We start from the raw sequence: 15681 nt of genomic DNA, 5'->3' as shown, positions 1-15681 counted from the left end.
GCGGCGTACACGACGACGTGCGCGACAGCGACATCTCCAGAAGGCGGCTGCTCGGCACCGCCGGCGCGGCCGGCGCCGCGGGCCTCGTACTCGGCGCCACCGGCGGAGCCACGGTGTACGCCGCCACCGCCTCCGAAGCGGTCCCCGGCGGCAGGGCCCTCACGTCCCTCGGGTCCACCGCCGTCCCCTTCCACGGCGAACACCAGGCCGGCATCACCACGCCCCTCCAGGCCCGCGGCCACCTCGTCGCCTTCGACCTGGCCCCCGGCGCCGGCCGCAAGGAGGCCGCGGCGCTGCTGCGGCGCTGGTCGGAAGCGGCCCGCAGGATGACGGCCGGCCGGCCCCTCGCCGGGGCGGCCGACCCCGACACCGGCGTCGCGCTCGACGCCGGCCCCTCCTCCCTGACCGTCACCTTCGGCTTCGGCCGCACCTTCTTCGGCCGTACGGGACTGAACGCCCGGCGCCCCGCCGCGCTCGACCCGCTGCCCGACTTCTCCTCCGACCGCCTCGACCCGCGGCGCAGCGACGGCGACCTGTGGGTGCAGATCGGCGCCGACGACGCGCTGGTCGCCTTCCACGCCCTGCGCGCCATCCAGAAGGAGGCCGGGGACGCCGCCCGGGTGCGGTGGCAGATGAACGGGTTCAACCGTTCCCCCGGCGCGACCGCGCGGCCGATGACGGCCCGCAACCTGATGGGACAGATCGACGGGACCGGCAACCCGAAGCCGTCCGACAGCGACTTCGACCGGCGGATCTTCGTACCGGCGGACGGCGGCGGCGACGGACCCGCGTGGATGGCCGGCGGCTCGTACGCCGTCGTACGCCGCATCCGCATGCTCCTCGACGACTGGGAGAAGCTGGCGCGCGACGACCAGGAGAAGGTCATCGGCCGGAAGAAGAGCGACGGGGCGCCGCTGACCGGCGGCACCGAGACCACCGCACTGGACCTGGAGAAGACCGGCCCCGACGGCAGGCCGGTCATCCCCGCCAACGCCCACGCCCGGATCTCCGCGCCCGAGCAGAACGGCGGCGCGGCGATGCTGCGGCGGCCGTTCTCGTACCACGACGGGATCCGCCCGGACGGCGCTCCGGACGCGGGGCTGCTCTTCGTCTGCTGGCAGGCGGACCCGCTGCGCGGCTTCGTGCCGGTGCAGCGCAAGCTGGACCGGGGGGACGCGCTCTCGCCGTTCGTCCGGCACGAGGCCAGCGGGCTGTTCGCCGTCCCCGGCGGGGCGCGCGAGGGGGAGTACGTGGGGCAGCGGCTCCTGGAGGGCTGAGGGTCCCGGGGCTGCCCGCTGTTCCGCACGGCCCTCCCGTACGGCGCATTAAGGTGACCGTATGTCGGCAACGCGCTATGCCTATCTCGGTCCCGAAGGCACCTTCACCGAGGTCGCCCTCCGCACGCTCCCCGAAGCCGCCACCCGGGAACTCGTCCCGATGGTGTCCGTACCGGCCGCCCTAGACGCCGTCCGCAACGGCGAGGCCGCCGCCGCGCTCGTACCGATCGAGAACTCCGTCGAGGGCGGCATCACCGCCACGCTCGACGAGCTGGCGTCCGGCGAGCCGCTGATGATCTACCGCGAGGTGCTGCTGTCGATCAGCTTCGCGCTGCTGGTGCGTCCCGGCACGAAGCTCTCGGACATCAAGACGGTCACCGCGCACCCGGCCGCCCAGCCGCAGGTGCGCAACTGGATGGGGACGCACCTGCCGGACGCGCTGTGGGAGTCGGCGGCGTCGAACGCCGACGGCGCGCGACTGGTTCAGGAGGGCCGGTACGACGCGGCGTTCGCGGGCGAGTTCGCGGCGGCCAGGTACGGCCTCGTCCCGCTCGTCACGGAGATCCACGACCAGGTGAACGCGCAGACGCGGTTCGTGCTGGTGGGGCGGCCGGCCAGGCCGGCGGCGCCGACCGGGGCGGACAAGACGTCGGTGGTCCTGTGGCTGGGCGACGACCACCCGGGCGCGCTGCTCGAACTGCTCCAGGAGTTCGCCGTGCGCGGCGTCAACCTGATGCTGATCCAGTCGCGGCCGACGGGTGCGGGCATCGGCAATTACTGCTTCGCCGTGGACGCCGAGGGACACATCGCGGACCGGCGGGTGGGCGAGGCGCTGATGGGCCTCAAGCGGATGTGTCCGAACGTGCGGTTCCTCGGCTCCTATCCGCGTGCCGGGGTGGCGGTCGAGGACGTGCGGGCGCTGCGGCCGGGCACCTCCGACGCGGAATTCGTGGCGGCGGCGGACTGGCTGGCGCGAAGCCAGGACGGCCGGGCCTGACGGTCGCGGGCGCGGGTTGTACGGGTCGGGTTGTACGGGTCGGGGTGTACCGGGCGGGGTGACGGGCGGGTCCGCGCGCCGGGGGTGGGTCGGCGCGCCGGAGGCGGGTCCCCGGGCGTCTCCGGCCGCCAGTCCTACCTGCAGATTTGCGTTGTCCACAGAAGTTGTCCACAGGCTTGCGTCTCGACCTGGGGACAAGTCGACAACGCAACCCGACATCGTCGACAAATCTGCTCAGAGGTAACCCTTCCGTCCACAGGACGGCAGGTCGGGCTCTGTCACCCCAATTCCATTGATCAACTCTTTAGAGCGAGTAATTCCCACCCGAATGAGTGTGTGAAGAGGGTTTGGGCCGGGAATCCTCGGCCCTTCACACACCTTTCGGAACGATCCCTTCCGGCATCCACAGATCTTTCGCACAGCCTGTGGATAAGTCTGCGGGGATGCGCATTCCTGTGGACAACAGGGTCGCCAACTCCCGCCCGGCGCAAGGGAAAAGCGTCAAGAGAGCGACCGGAATGTGCCCTGATTCGGGGAATAGCGCCCATTTTATTGACGCGTGCGGACGGCTGCCGGACGGACGTCCTCCACCCGCCTTCCACCATCGCCAATTTGCGCAATACGGGCAAAGCGCCACGCAATGCGATATCAGGTCGAGCGACGGAACCGGTCGCGGGTAGCCTGGTGGGGTGATTGACCTTCGCCTGCTCCGTGAGGACCCCGACCGTGTTCGCGCCTCCCAGCGCGCCCGTGGAGAGGACGTCGCCCTCGTCGACGCCCTGCTCTCCGCCGACGAGCGGCGCAGGTCGTCCGGCGTCCGCTTCGACGACCTCCGCTCCGAGCAGAAGTCGCTCGGAAAGCTGATCCCCAAGGCCACTCCGGAGGAGCGCGCCGAGCTGCTCAAGAAGGCCGAGCAGCTCAAGGCGGACGTCAAGGCCGCCGAGGCCGAGCAGAACGAGGCCGACGAGGCCGCGAAGGCTCTCCTTCTCCAGCTCGGCAACATCGTCCACGCGGACGTGCCGGTGGGCGGCGAGGAGGACTTCGTCGTCCTGGAGACGCACGGCACGATCCGCGACTTCGCCGCCGAGGGCTTCGAGCCCAGGGACCACCTGGAGCTCGGCGAGGCGCTCGGCGCCATCGACGTCGAGCGCGGCGCCAAGGTGTCGGGCTCGCGCTTCTACTACCTGACCGGGGTCGGCGCCCTCCTCGAACTCGCCCTCGTCAACGCGGCGATCGCGCAGGCCACCGAGGCCGGCTTCATCCCGATGCTCACGCCGGCGCTGGTCCGCCCGCGCGCCATGGAGGGCACGGGCTTCCTCGGCCAGGCCGCCGAGAACGTGTACCACCTGGAGAAGGACGACTACTACCTCGTCGGCACGTCCGAGGTGCCGCTCGCGGCGTACCACATGGACGAGATCATCGACGCGGACAAGCTGCCGCTGCGGTACGCGGGCTTCTCCCCCTGCTTCCGCCGCGAGGCCGGCACGTACGGCAAGGACACCCGGGGCATCTTCCGGGTGCACCAGTTCGACAAGGTCGAGATGTTCTCGTACGTCGACCCGTCCGACGCGGAGAACGAGCACAAGCGGCTCCTGGACTGGGAGAAGCAGTGGCTGACCGGCCTGGAGCTGCCCTTCCAGGTCATCGACGTGGCGACCGGCGACCTCGGCTCGTCCGCCTCGCGGAAGTTCGACTGCGAGGCGTGGATCCCGACGCAGGGCAAGTACCGCGAGCTGACCTCCGCCTCGAACTGCGACGGGTTCCAGGCGCGCCGCCTGTCCGTCCGGATGCGCGACACGCGCGACGGCAAGAAGGTCCTCCAGCCGCTGGCGACGCTGAACGGCACGCTGTGCGCCGTGCCGCGCACGATCGTGGCGATCCTGGAGAACCACCAGCAGGCGGACGGCTCCGTGCGGGTGCCCGAGATGCTGCGTCCGTACCTCGGTGGGCGCGAGACGCTGGAGCCGCTCTCCAAGTGAGTACCGCCACCGGCACCACGGGGCCGCGCTCCTTCCCGTACAAGCTCGTCGCGACCGATCTCGACGGGACGCTGCTGCGCTCCGACGACACGGTCTCGGCCCGTACGCGCGACGCGCTCGCCGCCGCCACGGCGGCGGGCGCGGCCCACATCGTCGTCACCGGGCGCTCGGTCCCCTGGACCCGGCACATTCTGGACGACCTCGGTTACGAGGGTCTCGCGGTCTGCGGTCAGGGCGCGCAGGTCTACCACGCCGGCGAGCACCGGCTGCTGACCTCCGTGACGCTGGACCGGCAGCTGGCCGGGCTGGCGCTGTCGAAGATCGAGGCGGAGACGGGCCCGCTGGCGCTGGCGGCGAGCCGCGACGGCCTGGACGGCGAGGTGCTGGTCGGTGCGGGCTACCGCGTGCAGGAAGGCCCGCTGCCGTACGTCGACCTCACGGACCCGTCCGATCTGTGGTCGGCGCCGCTGAACAAGGTCTACATCCAGCACCCGGTCCTGGGCGACGACGAGCTGGCGCGGGTCGCGCGCCAGACGGTCGGCAACCTGGTCGACGTGGTCATGGCGGGTGCGGGCGTGGTGGAGCTGCTTCCGCTGGGCCTGAGCAAGGCGACGGGCCTGTCGCTGGCGGCGCGGCGGCTGAAGCTGAAAGCCGCCGACACGATCGCCTTCGGCGACATGCCGAACGACATCCCCATGTTCGGCTGGGCGGCGCACGGCGTCGCGATGGCGAACGCGCACGACGAGCTGAAGGCCGTGGCCCACGAGATCACGGCGTCCAACGACCACGACGGCATCGCGGTCGTCCTGGAACAGCTGCTGAGCGGCTGAGGTCCTTCTTCCGCGCCTCGTCGGCGGCGGGTGTTGGCCAGGTCGGCAATGTCACCGGCCAACACCCCTCCCCCGTGAGTGGTGCGTCACCCAGTGTGCCGGGCTCCGCGGACGGCGTCATCTTATTTTCCGAGTTGTAGGATGACTGGGCAACCGGGTGATTTCTTCGGGGGCGCGAAGGGCCGGAATCGGGACACGGAGGCGGGCATGGCGCTGCGGGCAGCGGGACGGCAGTCCCTGGTGGACACCGTCGTGGAGCAGTTGCGGGCGCAGCTGTCCGAGGGCGAGTGGGCCGTCGGCGACCGCATCCCCACCGAGCACGACCTCGCCGAGCAGCTCGGCGTCGGCCGCAACACGGTGCGGGAGGCGGTGCGCGTGCTGGCGCACGCCGGGCTGCTCGAATCGCGCCAGGGCAACGGCACGTTCGTACGGTCGGCCGCCGATCCGGCGGCCGTGCTGCGCGGGATGCGGCACGCGAACGTACTGGACGTGCTGGAGCTGCGGGTCGCGCTGGAGGCCGAGGCGGCGAGGCTGGCGGCCGTACGGCGCGACGAGGCGGACCTGCGCACGCTGCGCCGCGTCCTCGGCGAGCTGCACGAGCAGGGCGACCGGGCGGCCGACGCGGACCTGGCCTTCCACCTCGGCGTCGTCGAGGCCACGCACAACGCCGCCTTCACCGAGGTGTACCGCTTCTTCTCCGCCCAGGTGCACGAAACGCTGGTCACCTCGCTCGGCGACCGCGAGATGCCGCCGATCGACCTGGCCGCGCACGGGGCGCTGATCGACGCCATCGAGGCAGGCGACCCGGCGGCGGCGGAACGGGCCGCGCGCGCTGTGCTCCAGGCGCCGATCGACGTGGTGACGTCCCTGATCACCCGCTGACCTTCTCCCCCTCTCCTTCCCACGACTCCCCTCCTTCGAAAGGCGCTCGTCTTGTCACGCCCGGATTCCGGTCAACTGCTCCTGGACGCCGAGGCCGGCGTACGGCCGTCGCCCCGGGGAGCCGCCGCGCGACGGGCGTTGCTCGCCCGTCCGGTGGTGCTGCTGATCGGGATCGTGCTGGCGTCCGTCAACATGCGGGCGGCGCTGGCGAGTGCGTCGCCGCTGGTGGGCGAGATCAGCGGGACGTTCGGGCTGTCGTCGACGGCCGGCAGCCTGGTCACGTCGGTGCCGGTGCTGTTCCTCGGTGTCGGCGCGGTGGTGGCGCCCTGGCTGGGGCGGCGGTTCGGGACCGAAGTGGTGCTGCTGTGCGCGCTGTTGCTGCTGGGTGCGGGGATCGTGGTGCGGGTGGTGCCGGCGGTGTCGGCGCTGTACGCCGGCAGCCTGCTGATCGGGCTGGCGATCGCCCTGCTCAACGTCCTGATGCCAGGTCTGATCAAGCGGGACTTCCCGGACAGGGCCGCCTCGATGACGTCGGTCTACACCGGGGCGATGATCGCGGGTGCGACGGTCGCGGCTGCCGCGTCGGTGCCGCTGGAGAAGGCGTTCGGCGGCAGCTGGGAGGCGTCGCTGGCGTTCTGGTCGCTGCTCGCCGTGGTCGCGGCCGTGGCGTGGCTGCCGCAGGTGCTGATCGCCCGGGGCCGTACGGGGCACACGGTGCGCGTCGCGCCGCCCCGGGGCGGCGTCGCCGGCGCGGGTGGCCGCAGCGTGTGGCGGTCGGGGCTGGCATGGCAGGTCACGCTCTTCATGGGGCTGCAGTCGCTGTGGTCGTACGTCCTGATCGCCTGGATGCCGACGATCTTCACCGATCACGGAATGAGCCGCTCCACGGCCGGTCTGGTCTTCGCCTTCAACAACCTCGTCCAGGTCGCGGGCGCGTTCGTCGTGCCGCTGCTGGCCGGGCGCATGCGCGGCCAGCGCCCATTGATCGTGCTGGTCACGACGATGGTCGCGGCCGGTTACGCCGGTCTGATGCTCGCCCCGGTCTCCGGCGCCTGGCTCTGGTCGGCGGTGCTCGGCGTCGGCCAGGGCGGTGCGGTCGGCCTGGCGCTGACGCTGATCGTGCTGCGCTCGGGCGACGCGGTGACGGCGGCCCGGCTGTCCGGGATGACGCAGACGGTGGGGTACCTGCTGGCGGCGGCCGGCCCGCTGGCCGCGGGCGCCGTGTACGAGGCGACGGGAAGCTGGACGGTGCCGATCGCCCTGATGCTGGGGGTGTGCGCGGCGGCCCTGGTGGTGGGCCTGTTCGCGGCGCGCGACCGCAAGGTGTAGCAGGCTGGTCCCCGTGACCGAACCCGATGTACGTGTGCGCAGGGTGTACGAGCAGCCGTCCGCCGACGACGGTACGCGCGTCCTGGTCGACCGGCTGTGGCCGCGCGGCCTGAGCAAGGAGACGGCGCGGGTGGACGAGTGGCCGAAGGCCCTCACTCCGTCGACGGAGCTGCGCCGCTGGTACCACGCCTCGTCCGGCGACTTCGAGGAGTTCGCCCGGCGGTACGAGTCCGAGCTCTGCGCCCCCGAGGCGGCGGCGGCCCTGGACGAGCTGCGCCGCACGCTCGCGAAGGCGGCCACCTGTGGATAACTTTCCGCCCCCGGTCTCCCCATAGCGACATCATGTCGCTATGGAAGGACCGCAGGTCAGCGCCCCGGAGGGTGCGCATGCCGTTTTCGGTGAACTCCTCGTGGTGCCGGTCTGTGAGCCTCCGCAGGGTGACTGTGGATACCTCGAAGTACCGGGCCACATCATCTGTGCGCATGTGAATACCGTCTGGGAGCATGACAAGCGCCTTGACCTTGTCGAGGATGTCGACGCGCCCCAGGTGCTCGTCGCGCATGGTTCGCGATTCGAGCAGGGCGACTTCTGATGGCATGGGCATGCCTTCCGTTCGTGGAGCCGACGATGGACAGCCCTGTCCCCGGGCTTTCTTGGGGGCGGAGGGCGCTCAAGGTGGCTGCTCACTCTGGTGACCGGCCCGGATCCGTTCCGGTACCGGCGATCCCCGACTTCACGAACGCTCGACGTATCAGATTCCAGTTGCCTCCACGCACAGGGAACAACGAGCCGACAACCGTACAGTCACGCGGAAGCGCGTCAACCCCCGCCCACCGGGCGGGGGTTGACGGATTCGGGTGTTCCGGTTACTCCTCGCCCGCCAGCTTGAGCGTGCGGAGCTTCTGGCCCGCGTACCAGGTCGCCGCCACCGTCACCGTCGCCAGCAGGGCCGTCGCCGTCGGCAGGGCGACGTCCGAGGCGATGGTGCCGTTCTCGCCGATGCGTTCGGCCAGGGACAGCGCCCACTGCTGGACGCTGAGCGTGCGCGCGCCGGGGACCAGGCTGCCGAAGAGCGTCTCCCAGACCAGCGCGTAGACGAGTCCGAAGACCACCGCGTGGCGGCTGACCGTACCGAGCAGCAGGAAGATCGCGCTGTACGCGATCGAGGCCACCAGCGCCGCGACCGTGTAGGCGATGGCGATCTGTCCGCCGTTGCCGTTCAGGATCCAGCCCGCGACGAAGGTGGGGATCGCGGAGAAGGCCATCGTCACCGCGATCGCGACGATCAGCTTGGTGAAGATGATCGTGGACCGCTTCACCGGCTTGGCGAGCAGGTAGACGATCGAGCCGTCGTCGATCTCCGGCCCGATCGCGCCGGTCCCCGCGATGACGCCGATCAGCGGGACCATCGTGGCGATCGCGAAACCGCCCAGGACGTCGGACGCGATCTGGTCGTCCGCGCCGGACAGCAGCCGCACCGCGACCGCGATGGCGATCAGCAGGGCCGGCAGGACGAAGAGGACGGCGGCCCTGCGGCGGCCGAGGAGGGCCCGGTAGGTGAGCCGGGCGACTGTGGGTTCGTAGATCATCGCTGCAAGCTCCTTTCAGGCCGCTACGAGGTAGGAGAAGACCGATTCGAGCGACTCGTCGGAGGGCGAGACCGTCAGCAGCCGGATGCCGTGCGCACGGGCGACCTGCGGGAGCAGGGCCGTGAACCGTCCGAAGTCGACGGCCTGGATGCGCAGCGCGCCGTCGGCCGCGTCCACCTCGATGCCCGCCGTCGACGGGTCCGCGATCAGGGCGGCGGCGAGCGCGCGGTCGTCGCTGGACCGTACGAGATAGCGGTGCGGGCGGTCCGTCATCAGGCGGCGGATCTTGCGGAAGTCCCCGGAGGCGGCGTGCCGTCCGGCCACGACGACCTCGATGTGCGAGGCGAGCTGTTCGACCTCCTCCAGGATGTGGGAGGAGAAGAGGACCGTACGGCCCTCCGCGCCCATCCGCCGCAGCAGCTCCATCAGCTGCATGCGCTGGCGCGGGTCCATGCCGTTGAACGGCTCGTCCAGGAGCAGCACGGACGGGTTGTGGACGAGCGCGGACGCCATCTTCACGCGCTGGCGCATGCCCTTGCTGTACGTCGCGATCTTGCGGTCCTGCGCGTACTCCATCTCGACGGTCGCGAGCGCCTGCTGCGCCGCCCCGGCGGTCAGGCCGTGCAGTTCGGCGTTGGCGACGACGAACTCGCGTCCGGTGAGGAAGTCGTACATCGCCTCCCTCTCGGGCACGATTCCGATCTCCTTGTAGACGGACTCGTTGCGCCAGATCGGCTTGCCGTCGAGGGTGACCGTGCCGTTCGAGGGGGCCAGGAAGCCGCCCATCATGTTGATCAGCGTGGACTTGCCGGCGCCGTTGGGGCCGAGCAGCCCGGTCACGCCGGGGCCGACGCGCATCGTGACGTCGTTGACCGCCACCACGTTGCCGAACCAGCGCGAGGTGTGGTCGATGTCGATGGTGGTCACAGCCCGACCTTTCGGTAGCGGCGCATCAGGACGGCGTACGAGCCGGCGATGAGCGCGAGGACGGCGAGCAGGTAGACCACGCCGCTGCCGGCCGAGGGGCCTTCCCCGCCGGGGAAGGCCGACGTGGCGCCGAGGTAGGCGGTCTGTACGCCGTCGATGAGCGTCAGGGGGGAGAAGAGGCCGAGCCACTGGACCGCCCCGGCGGAACCCTGTTCCCAGGCGATCACCTGGACCGTGGACACCGCGCCGTACGAGATGGTCAGTACGGCGATGACGGCGGCCACGCCGAACCCGCGGCGCGGGGTGAGCGCGGCCGTCACCAGGCCGAGGCCGGCGAAGAGGACGGAGAGCAGTGCCACGGAGACCAGCCCCTGTGCGAACGCCTTCGTCTGGTCCGCGAAGTCGAATTCGGCGAGCAGCGCACCGGCGTACAGGATCACCAGCGGGGCCGCCGTGAGGACGAAGAGAGCCGACGCCATCGCCGCGTACTTGGCGAGGACGTAGTCGACCCGCTCGATGGGGCGGGAGAAGTACAGCGGGACGGTCTTGAAGCGCAGGTCGCGCGAGACGGACTGCGGGGCCTGGGAGGCCAGGTAGAGGCCGATGACGGCCTGCATGACGATCGCGTACCGGGTGTACTTCACCGGCAGGTCGGTCATGCCGGGTCCGGCCACGGCGACCGCGACGATGATCGCCGCGACCAGGCACATCACCGCGAAGAGGATCATCGGCAGGACCTTGGACTTGGCGCTGCGGCCCAGTCCGTACGCGCCGCGCAGGGACTGCGAGAAGAGCGAGCGGCGGGCGTACGACCGGCCCAGGCGCGGTCCGTCGTAGGACCGGTAGCCGATGTTGTGGATACGGGTCGGGTCGGTGCCCTGCGGTGTCGTGAGCTCAGATGGCATCGCGGCCGTCTCCCTTCTCGTCCGTGCGGAAGACCTCCGCGATGTGGTGCCGCCGCTGTTCCATCCGCACGAGCCCGATCCCGAGGCCGGCGACGGTGTCGCGCACGAGGTCGTACGTCTCCTCGCCGGTCGCCTCGACGAGCAGGACGTGCCCGGCGCCGGGCAGACCGTCCTCCACGCGCGCGTGGAGCTTCACTCCGGCTGCGGTCAGCGCCTCCCGTACGGCGCGGGTGCCGTCGGGGTGCGTGTCGCTGTCCGTCACTTCGACGGCGAGGGTGGCGGTGGTCTGCGTGAAGTCGCTGGTGGAGCTGGAGCGGAGCAGCGAGCCGCCGTCGATGACGACGACGTGGTCGCAGGTGCGCTCCAGCTCGCCGAGGAGGTGCGAGGTGACCAGCACCGAGATGCCGAAGTCGGTGTGGACGCGGCGGATGAGGCCGAGCATCTCGTCGCGTCCGACCGGGTCGAGGCCGTTGGTCGGCTCGTCGAGAAGGACCAGCTTGGGATCATGGACCAGGGCCTGGGCCAGTTTCACGCGCTGCTTCATGCCGGTCGAGTAGCCGCCGATGGGCCGGTAGCGCTCCTCGTACAGGCCGACGTGCCGCAGGGTGTCGGCGGTGCGCTCGCGGGCGGCGGTCGGCGGGAGCCCCGACATGCGCGCCATGTGGACGACGAACTCGGTGGCCGAGACGTCGGGGGGCAGTGCGTCGTGCTCGGGCATGTAGCCGACCTGCTCGCGGATGGCGCCACCGCTGGTGGCGACGTCCAGGCCGAGCACGGCGGCCGTGCCCTCCGTGGCGGGGGACAGCCCCAGCAGGATCTTGATCAACGTGGACTTGCCGGCTCCGTTGGCGCCCACCAGGCCGGTCACACCGGGTCCGATGTCCAACGAGAGCCGGTCAAGAGCGGTCACCCTCGGGAACCGCTTGCTCAGGCTTTCGGTCGCGATCACAGTCACGCGTTCGAAGGTAGTGGCGCGGACCACAGCGGGCGTCAGACCAGGCGGCTGGATCCGTGTCAGCCTCAAGGCGTACGGGCCCGTAGGGGGCACCGGCCGGGCGTCAGGTTTCCACAGGTAACACCCGGGCCCTTGACGCAGCCGCCGGGCATTGTCACATTCATCAGTGTCAAGTTACGACCGCGTACCGCAACACGGGACGGACAGGTGGCATGGCCTCAGCAGCAGTCTCAGCAGGCTCCGCGTCGCACGGCGAACTCACCGCGCGGCTGCGGGGGTTCCGGGAGGTGCAGCGCCTCGCCTACGCCTGCGCGGAAGCCGTCGCGGCCCAGCTCAAGCCGGGGGTGACGGAGCGCGAGGCCGCGCGGATGCAGCGGGAGTGGCTGGGCGGGCGCGGGGTGAGGGACTGGTTCCACCTGCCCTTCGCCTGGTTCGGGGACCGTACGGCCTTCGCCGGCTTCCGCGTACCTCTGCAGTTCTTCCCCACGAACCGGCGGCTCGAGGCGGGGATGCCGTTCATCCTCGACATGGCCCCCTTGTACCGGGGCTTCACCGCCGACGTCGGCTACTCGGGATGCCTCGGCCTCAATCCCGTGCACGACAAGCTCCTCGCCGATCTGGAACCGCACCGCGAGCTGATCCTGCGCGAGGTGCGCGAGCGGCGGCCGCTGCGGGAGATCTACGAGGACGTCGAGCGGCTCATGACCCGCCAGGGGTACGCCAACCGGCACCGCGCGTATCCCTTCGGCGTCATCGCCCACAAGGTCGACCGGGTGAAGGAGCGGCGCTGGTCGCCGCGGCTCTTCGGGTTCGGCACGCAGGCGCTGAAAGGGCTGGCGAGCGACGCGCTGCACGGGCACCGCGAGGGCTGGTCGCCGCTGTGGAGCCCCTACACCTTCTCCGACCATCCGCCGCGGCCGGGCCTCTGGGCGGTCGAACCGCACCTCGGGTTCCGGGGCACGGGGGCGAAGTTCGAGGAGATCCTGGTGGTGACGGACTCCAGGGACCCGGAGCAGAGCGCGTTCTGGCTCGACGACGATCTGCCGCACGTGCGGCGCTGGGCGGAGGAGAAGTCGGCATGAGTATCGAGCAGGCCACCGAGCGGTGGGTGCGTACGGGCGGGATCGAGCTGTGCGTCGCCGAGCTGGGCGACCCGACGCGGCCGACCGTGGTCCTGGTGCACGGCTACCCGGACAGCAAGGAGGTGTGGACCGAGGTCGCGTCCCGGCTCGCCTCGGACGGCGGCTTCCACGTCGTGCTGTACGACGTGCGCGGGCACGGCAGGTCCAGCGCGCCCAAGCCGCTGCGCGGCGGCTTCACCCTGGAGAAGCTGACGGACGACTTCCTCGCGGTCGCGGACGCGGTCAGCCCGGACAAGCCGGTGCACCTGGTCGGGCACGACTGGGGATCCGTACAGGCGTGGGAGTTCGTGACGGTCAGGCGCACCGAGGGCAGGATCGCCTCCTTCACCTCGATGTCCGGGCCCTCCCTCGACCACTTCGGCCACTGGATCAAGAAGCGGATGTCCCGGCCGACCCCGCGCCGGGCGGCCCAGTTGCTCGGACAGGGCGCCAAGTCCTGGTACGTGTACCTGCTGCACACGCCGGTGCTCCCCGAACTGGCCTGGCGCGGTCCGCTCGGCAGGCAGTGGCCGAAGATCCTCCAGCGGGTGGAGAAGGTGCCGGCCGGCGACTATCCGACCGCCTCGCTGCCGCGGGACGCGGCCCACGGCGCCTGGCTCTACCGCGACAACGTGCGCGCCCGGCTGCGCAGGCCGCGCGCCGACGCGTACGCCCACGCGCCCGTGCAGCTCATCACGCCCACCGGTGACGCCTTCCTCTCGGAGCGGCTGTACGACGACCTGGAGTCGTGGGCGCCGCAGCTGGTGCGACGTTCGCTGCCCGCCAAGCACTGGGTGCCGCGCACCAGGCCCGACCAGCTGGCCTCGTGGATCGGCGACTTCGTCACGGCGAACGAGGACACCGCCGCCGGAGTCGCGCCCCGCGACCCGGTCGCGAGCGGCCCGTACGCCGACCGGTTCGGCGGGCAGCTCGTCCTGGTGACGGGCGCCGCCGGCGGCATCGGGCGGGCCACCGCCTACGCGTTCGCCGAGGCGGGCGCGCGGATCGTGGCCGTGGACCGGGACGGGGAGGGCGCGGCCCGTACGGCGGAGATGGCGCGGCTGATCGGGGCCCCGAAAGCCTGGGCCGAGACGGTCGACGTGAGCGACGAGCAGGCGATGGAGAAGCTCGCCGAGAAGGTCGCCGCCGAGTACGGAATCGTCGACGTACTGGTCAACAACGCCGGGATCGGCCTCTCGGGGGCCTTCCTCGACACCACGTCCGAGGACTGGAAGAAGGTCCTGGACGTGAACCTGTGGGGCGTCATCCACGGCTGCCGTCTCTTCGGCCGGCAGATGGCGGACCGGGGACAGGGCGGCCACATCGTCAACACCGCGTCGGCGGCGGCGTACCAGCCGTCGAGGGCACTGCCCGCCTACAGCACGTCCAAGGCGGCGGTGCTGATGCTGAGCGAGTGCCTGCGGGCGGAGTTCGCCGGCCGGGGCATCGGCGTCAGCGCGATCTGCCCCGGGCTCGTCAACACCGGCATCACGTCGGCCGCACGGTTCGCCGGGGTGTCGCCGGACGAGGAGAAGCGCAGGCAGCGCGCGTCCTCACGCCTGTACGGGCTGCGCAACTACCCGCCGGAGAAGGTCGCCGACGCGGTCCTGAAGGCCGTCGTGCGCAACCAGGCGGTCGTGCCGGTGACGCCCGAGGCACACGGCGCCCACCTCCTGTCGCGCTTCGCGCCCAGGGCCCTGCGCGCGCTCGCCCGGGTGGAGCCCCCGCTGTGAGCGCCGGCGGTACGCCGCAGGCTCCGCCGATACCGCGCCGCCTGCGGCGGTCGTACCATCCCTACCGGAAAGGCTCGCCGCGCAGGGCCGTCGAGTACCCCGCGACCTCTCCCGCGGCCCGCGCCGCGGCGGGAGCGGGGGACGGGCGGCACGGCCAGGGGCGGGACGGGTGAGGGAGTGAAGGCGTGAGCGGTTCCGGGCAGCCGGCGGCCGAGTACCGCATCGAGGACCTCGCGCACCTGAGCGGCGCGACGGTCCGTACGATCCGCGCGTACCAGGACCGGGGCCTGCTGCCCCGGCCCGAGCGGCGCGGGCGGTCCAACGTGTACGGCGACACTCACCTGGTCCGCCTCGACCAGATCGCCGGTCTCCTCGACCGCGGCTACACCCTGGCCAGCATCAAGGAACTACTGGAGGCGTGGGACTCGGGGAAAGGGCTCGGCGGGGTGCTCGGGCTCGTCACCGAGGTCAGCGGCCCGTGGACGGACGAGGAGGCCGACCGGATCTCGCGCGCCGAGCTGGACGCGCGGTTCGGCGGCAGGCCCGACGACGACGCGGTCGAGGAGGCGGTGGAGCTCGGAGTGCTGGAGCGCGTGCCGGGCCGGGACGACGAGTTCCTGGTCCCGTCGCCGCAAGAGCTCGCCGTGGCCGTCGAGTTGCACGCGGCGGGCGTCCCGCTGCCCGCGATCTCCGGGCACCTGAGGGAACTTCGCGTACACGTGGAGCACATCGCCGCGCGTTTCCTGGAGTTCACGACCGAGCACGTCTTCGCCCGCTACCTCGGCCACACCCCGCCCACCGACGCGGACGCGGCGGAGGCGGCGACCCTGGTACGGAGGCTGCGGCCCCTCGCCCAGCAGACCGTCGACGCCGAACTCGCCCGCGCCATGCGCCTGTTCGCCACCCGCCATCTCCAGCAGCACCTCGGAGCCGGCGAGCCGGCCCCGGCCGAACCGGAGCGCGCGACGGTGACCCTGCCCGAGGCGACCATGAGCGCCGTGCGCCGACTGGTTGGGCCGGCCGACGCGGAAGCATTCGTCGCGGCGGCGGCCGAACGGGAGGTGCAGGCCAGGACGTTGGACGCACTGACGGCAAAACACGCGGCGCAGCGCCGAGTTGGGCAAATAGACTGAAAAGCCGCTGGAGTTGTCCACAG

13 protein-coding genes and 2 pseudogenes are annotated in these 15681 nt (G+C 71.4%); 10 read left to right on the top strand and 5 right to left on the bottom strand.

Translation table 11 applies throughout. The features are described 5' to 3' along the window. Nucleotides 1–17: 17 nt before the first annotated feature. The 7 genes and pseudogenes from efeB to AC07FK_RS22850 all read left to right on the top strand — a co-directional run. Nucleotides 18–1277 (top strand): iron uptake transporter deferrochelatase/peroxidase subunit, encoded by a 1260-nt coding sequence (gene efeB / locus AC07FK_RS22880; protein ID WP_479106799.1) that lies wholly within the window; start codon nucleotides 18–20, stop codon nucleotides 1275–1277. Nucleotides 1278–1338: 61 nt separating this feature from the next. Then, a complete protein-coding gene (gene pheA, locus AC07FK_RS22875; RefSeq protein WP_479106768.1) occupies nucleotides 1339–2274 on the top strand; it encodes a prephenate dehydratase in 936 nt (311 codons plus the stop codon). A gap of 689 nt (nucleotides 2275–2963) precedes the next feature. Beyond that, nucleotides 2964–4253, top strand: a complete 1290-nt coding sequence (gene serS, locus AC07FK_RS22870; protein WP_479106767.1) for a serine--tRNA ligase — start codon at nucleotides 2964–2966, stop codon at nucleotides 4251–4253. Next, entirely contained in the window at nucleotides 4250–5083 is an 834-nt protein-coding gene (locus AC07FK_RS22865) for an HAD family hydrolase (protein ID WP_479106766.1), read from the top strand. The genes serS and AC07FK_RS22865 overlap by 4 nt, the downstream gene beginning before the upstream one ends. Before the next feature lie 207 nt (nucleotides 5084–5290). Further along, nucleotides 5291–5965, top strand: a complete 675-nt coding sequence (locus AC07FK_RS22860; RefSeq protein WP_479106765.1) for a FadR/GntR family transcriptional regulator — start codon at nucleotides 5291–5293, stop codon at nucleotides 5963–5965. A 51-nt stretch (nucleotides 5966–6016) separates the two neighbouring features. Continuing rightward, entirely contained in the window at nucleotides 6017–7294 is a 1278-nt protein-coding gene (locus tag AC07FK_RS22855) for a CynX/NimT family MFS transporter (protein ID WP_479106764.1), read from the top strand. Nucleotides 7295–7307: 13 nt separating this feature from the next. After that, a pseudogene (locus AC07FK_RS22850) lies at nucleotides 7308–7586 on the top strand (DUF488 domain-containing protein); the annotation flags it as partial. Between the two features lie 2 nt (nucleotides 7587–7588). On the opposite strand, the pseudogene AC07FK_RS22845 reads toward AC07FK_RS22850, so the two are convergent. The 5 genes and pseudogenes from AC07FK_RS22845 to AC07FK_RS22825 form a co-directional block, all read right to left on the bottom strand. After that, nucleotides 7589–7893: pseudogene (locus AC07FK_RS22845) on the bottom strand (hypothetical protein); the annotation flags it as partial. A gap of 268 nt (nucleotides 7894–8161) precedes the next feature. Beyond that, nucleotides 8162–8881: an ABC transporter permease gene (locus AC07FK_RS22840; protein ID WP_479106798.1), complete on the bottom strand. Its 720-nt coding sequence runs from the start codon at nucleotides 8879–8881 to the stop codon at nucleotides 8162–8164. Nucleotides 8882–8899: 18 nt separating this feature from the next. Beyond that, nucleotides 8900–9811 (bottom strand): ABC transporter ATP-binding protein, encoded by a 912-nt coding sequence (locus AC07FK_RS22835; RefSeq protein WP_479106763.1) that lies wholly within the window; start codon nucleotides 9809–9811, stop codon nucleotides 8900–8902. Further along, nucleotides 9808–10716, bottom strand: coding sequence for an ABC transporter permease (locus tag AC07FK_RS22830; protein WP_479106762.1), 909 nt, complete (start codon nucleotides 10714–10716; stop codon nucleotides 9808–9810). The genes AC07FK_RS22835 and AC07FK_RS22830 overlap by 4 nt, the downstream gene beginning before the upstream one ends. Then, nucleotides 10706–11665: an ABC transporter ATP-binding protein gene (locus AC07FK_RS22825; protein WP_479106797.1), complete on the bottom strand. Its 960-nt coding sequence runs from the start codon at nucleotides 11663–11665 to the stop codon at nucleotides 10706–10708. The genes AC07FK_RS22830 and AC07FK_RS22825 overlap by 11 nt, the downstream gene beginning before the upstream one ends. Nucleotides 11666–11883: 218 nt before the next feature. Between AC07FK_RS22825 and AC07FK_RS22820 the strand changes: the two genes are divergently transcribed. The 3 genes from AC07FK_RS22820 (at nucleotide 11884) to AC07FK_RS22810 (ending at nucleotide 15658) form a co-directional block, all read left to right on the top strand. Next, the gene (locus tag AC07FK_RS22820) at nucleotides 11884–12753 is read left to right on the top strand and encodes a M24 family metallopeptidase (RefSeq protein WP_479106761.1); all 870 of its coding nucleotides are present in this window, start codon (nucleotides 11884–11886) and stop codon (nucleotides 12751–12753) included. Beyond that, on the top strand, nucleotides 12750–14525 hold the full coding sequence (locus tag AC07FK_RS22815) for an SDR family oxidoreductase (protein ID WP_479106760.1): 1776 nt from the start codon (nucleotides 12750–12752) through the stop codon (nucleotides 14523–14525). The genes AC07FK_RS22820 and AC07FK_RS22815 overlap by 4 nt, the downstream gene beginning before the upstream one ends. Nucleotides 14526–14710: 185 nt before the next feature. Next, nucleotides 14711–15658 (top strand): MerR family transcriptional regulator, encoded by a 948-nt coding sequence (locus AC07FK_RS22810; protein WP_479106759.1) that lies wholly within the window; start codon nucleotides 14711–14713, stop codon nucleotides 15656–15658. The last annotated feature ends 23 nt before the right edge of the window (nucleotides 15659–15681 follow it).

The sequence above is a fragment of the Streptomyces sp. NPDC046122 genome, assembly GCF_056429965.1.
This window is presented reverse-complemented; position numbering and strand designations above follow the sequence as displayed.

What these genes read in the sequence shown, in the direction of transcription:
- pheA (WP_479106768.1), top strand. Translation starts at nt 1,339, where the DNA reads ATGTCGGCAACGCGCTATGCCTATCTCGGTCCCGAAGGCACCTTCACC.
- AC07FK_RS22860 (WP_479106765.1), top strand. Translation starts at nt 5,291, where the DNA reads ATGGCGCTGCGGGCAGCGGGACGGCAGTCCCTGGTGGACACCGTCGTG.
- AC07FK_RS22830 (WP_479106762.1), bottom strand. Translation starts at nt 10,716, where the DNA reads ATGCCATCTGAGCTCACGACACCGCAGGGCACCGACCCGACCCGTATC.
- AC07FK_RS22820 (WP_479106761.1), top strand. Translation starts at nt 11,884, where the DNA reads ATGGCCTCAGCAGCAGTCTCAGCAGGCTCCGCGTCGCACGGCGAACTC.
- AC07FK_RS22815 (WP_479106760.1), top strand. Translation starts at nt 12,750, where the DNA reads ATGAGTATCGAGCAGGCCACCGAGCGGTGGGTGCGTACGGGCGGGATC.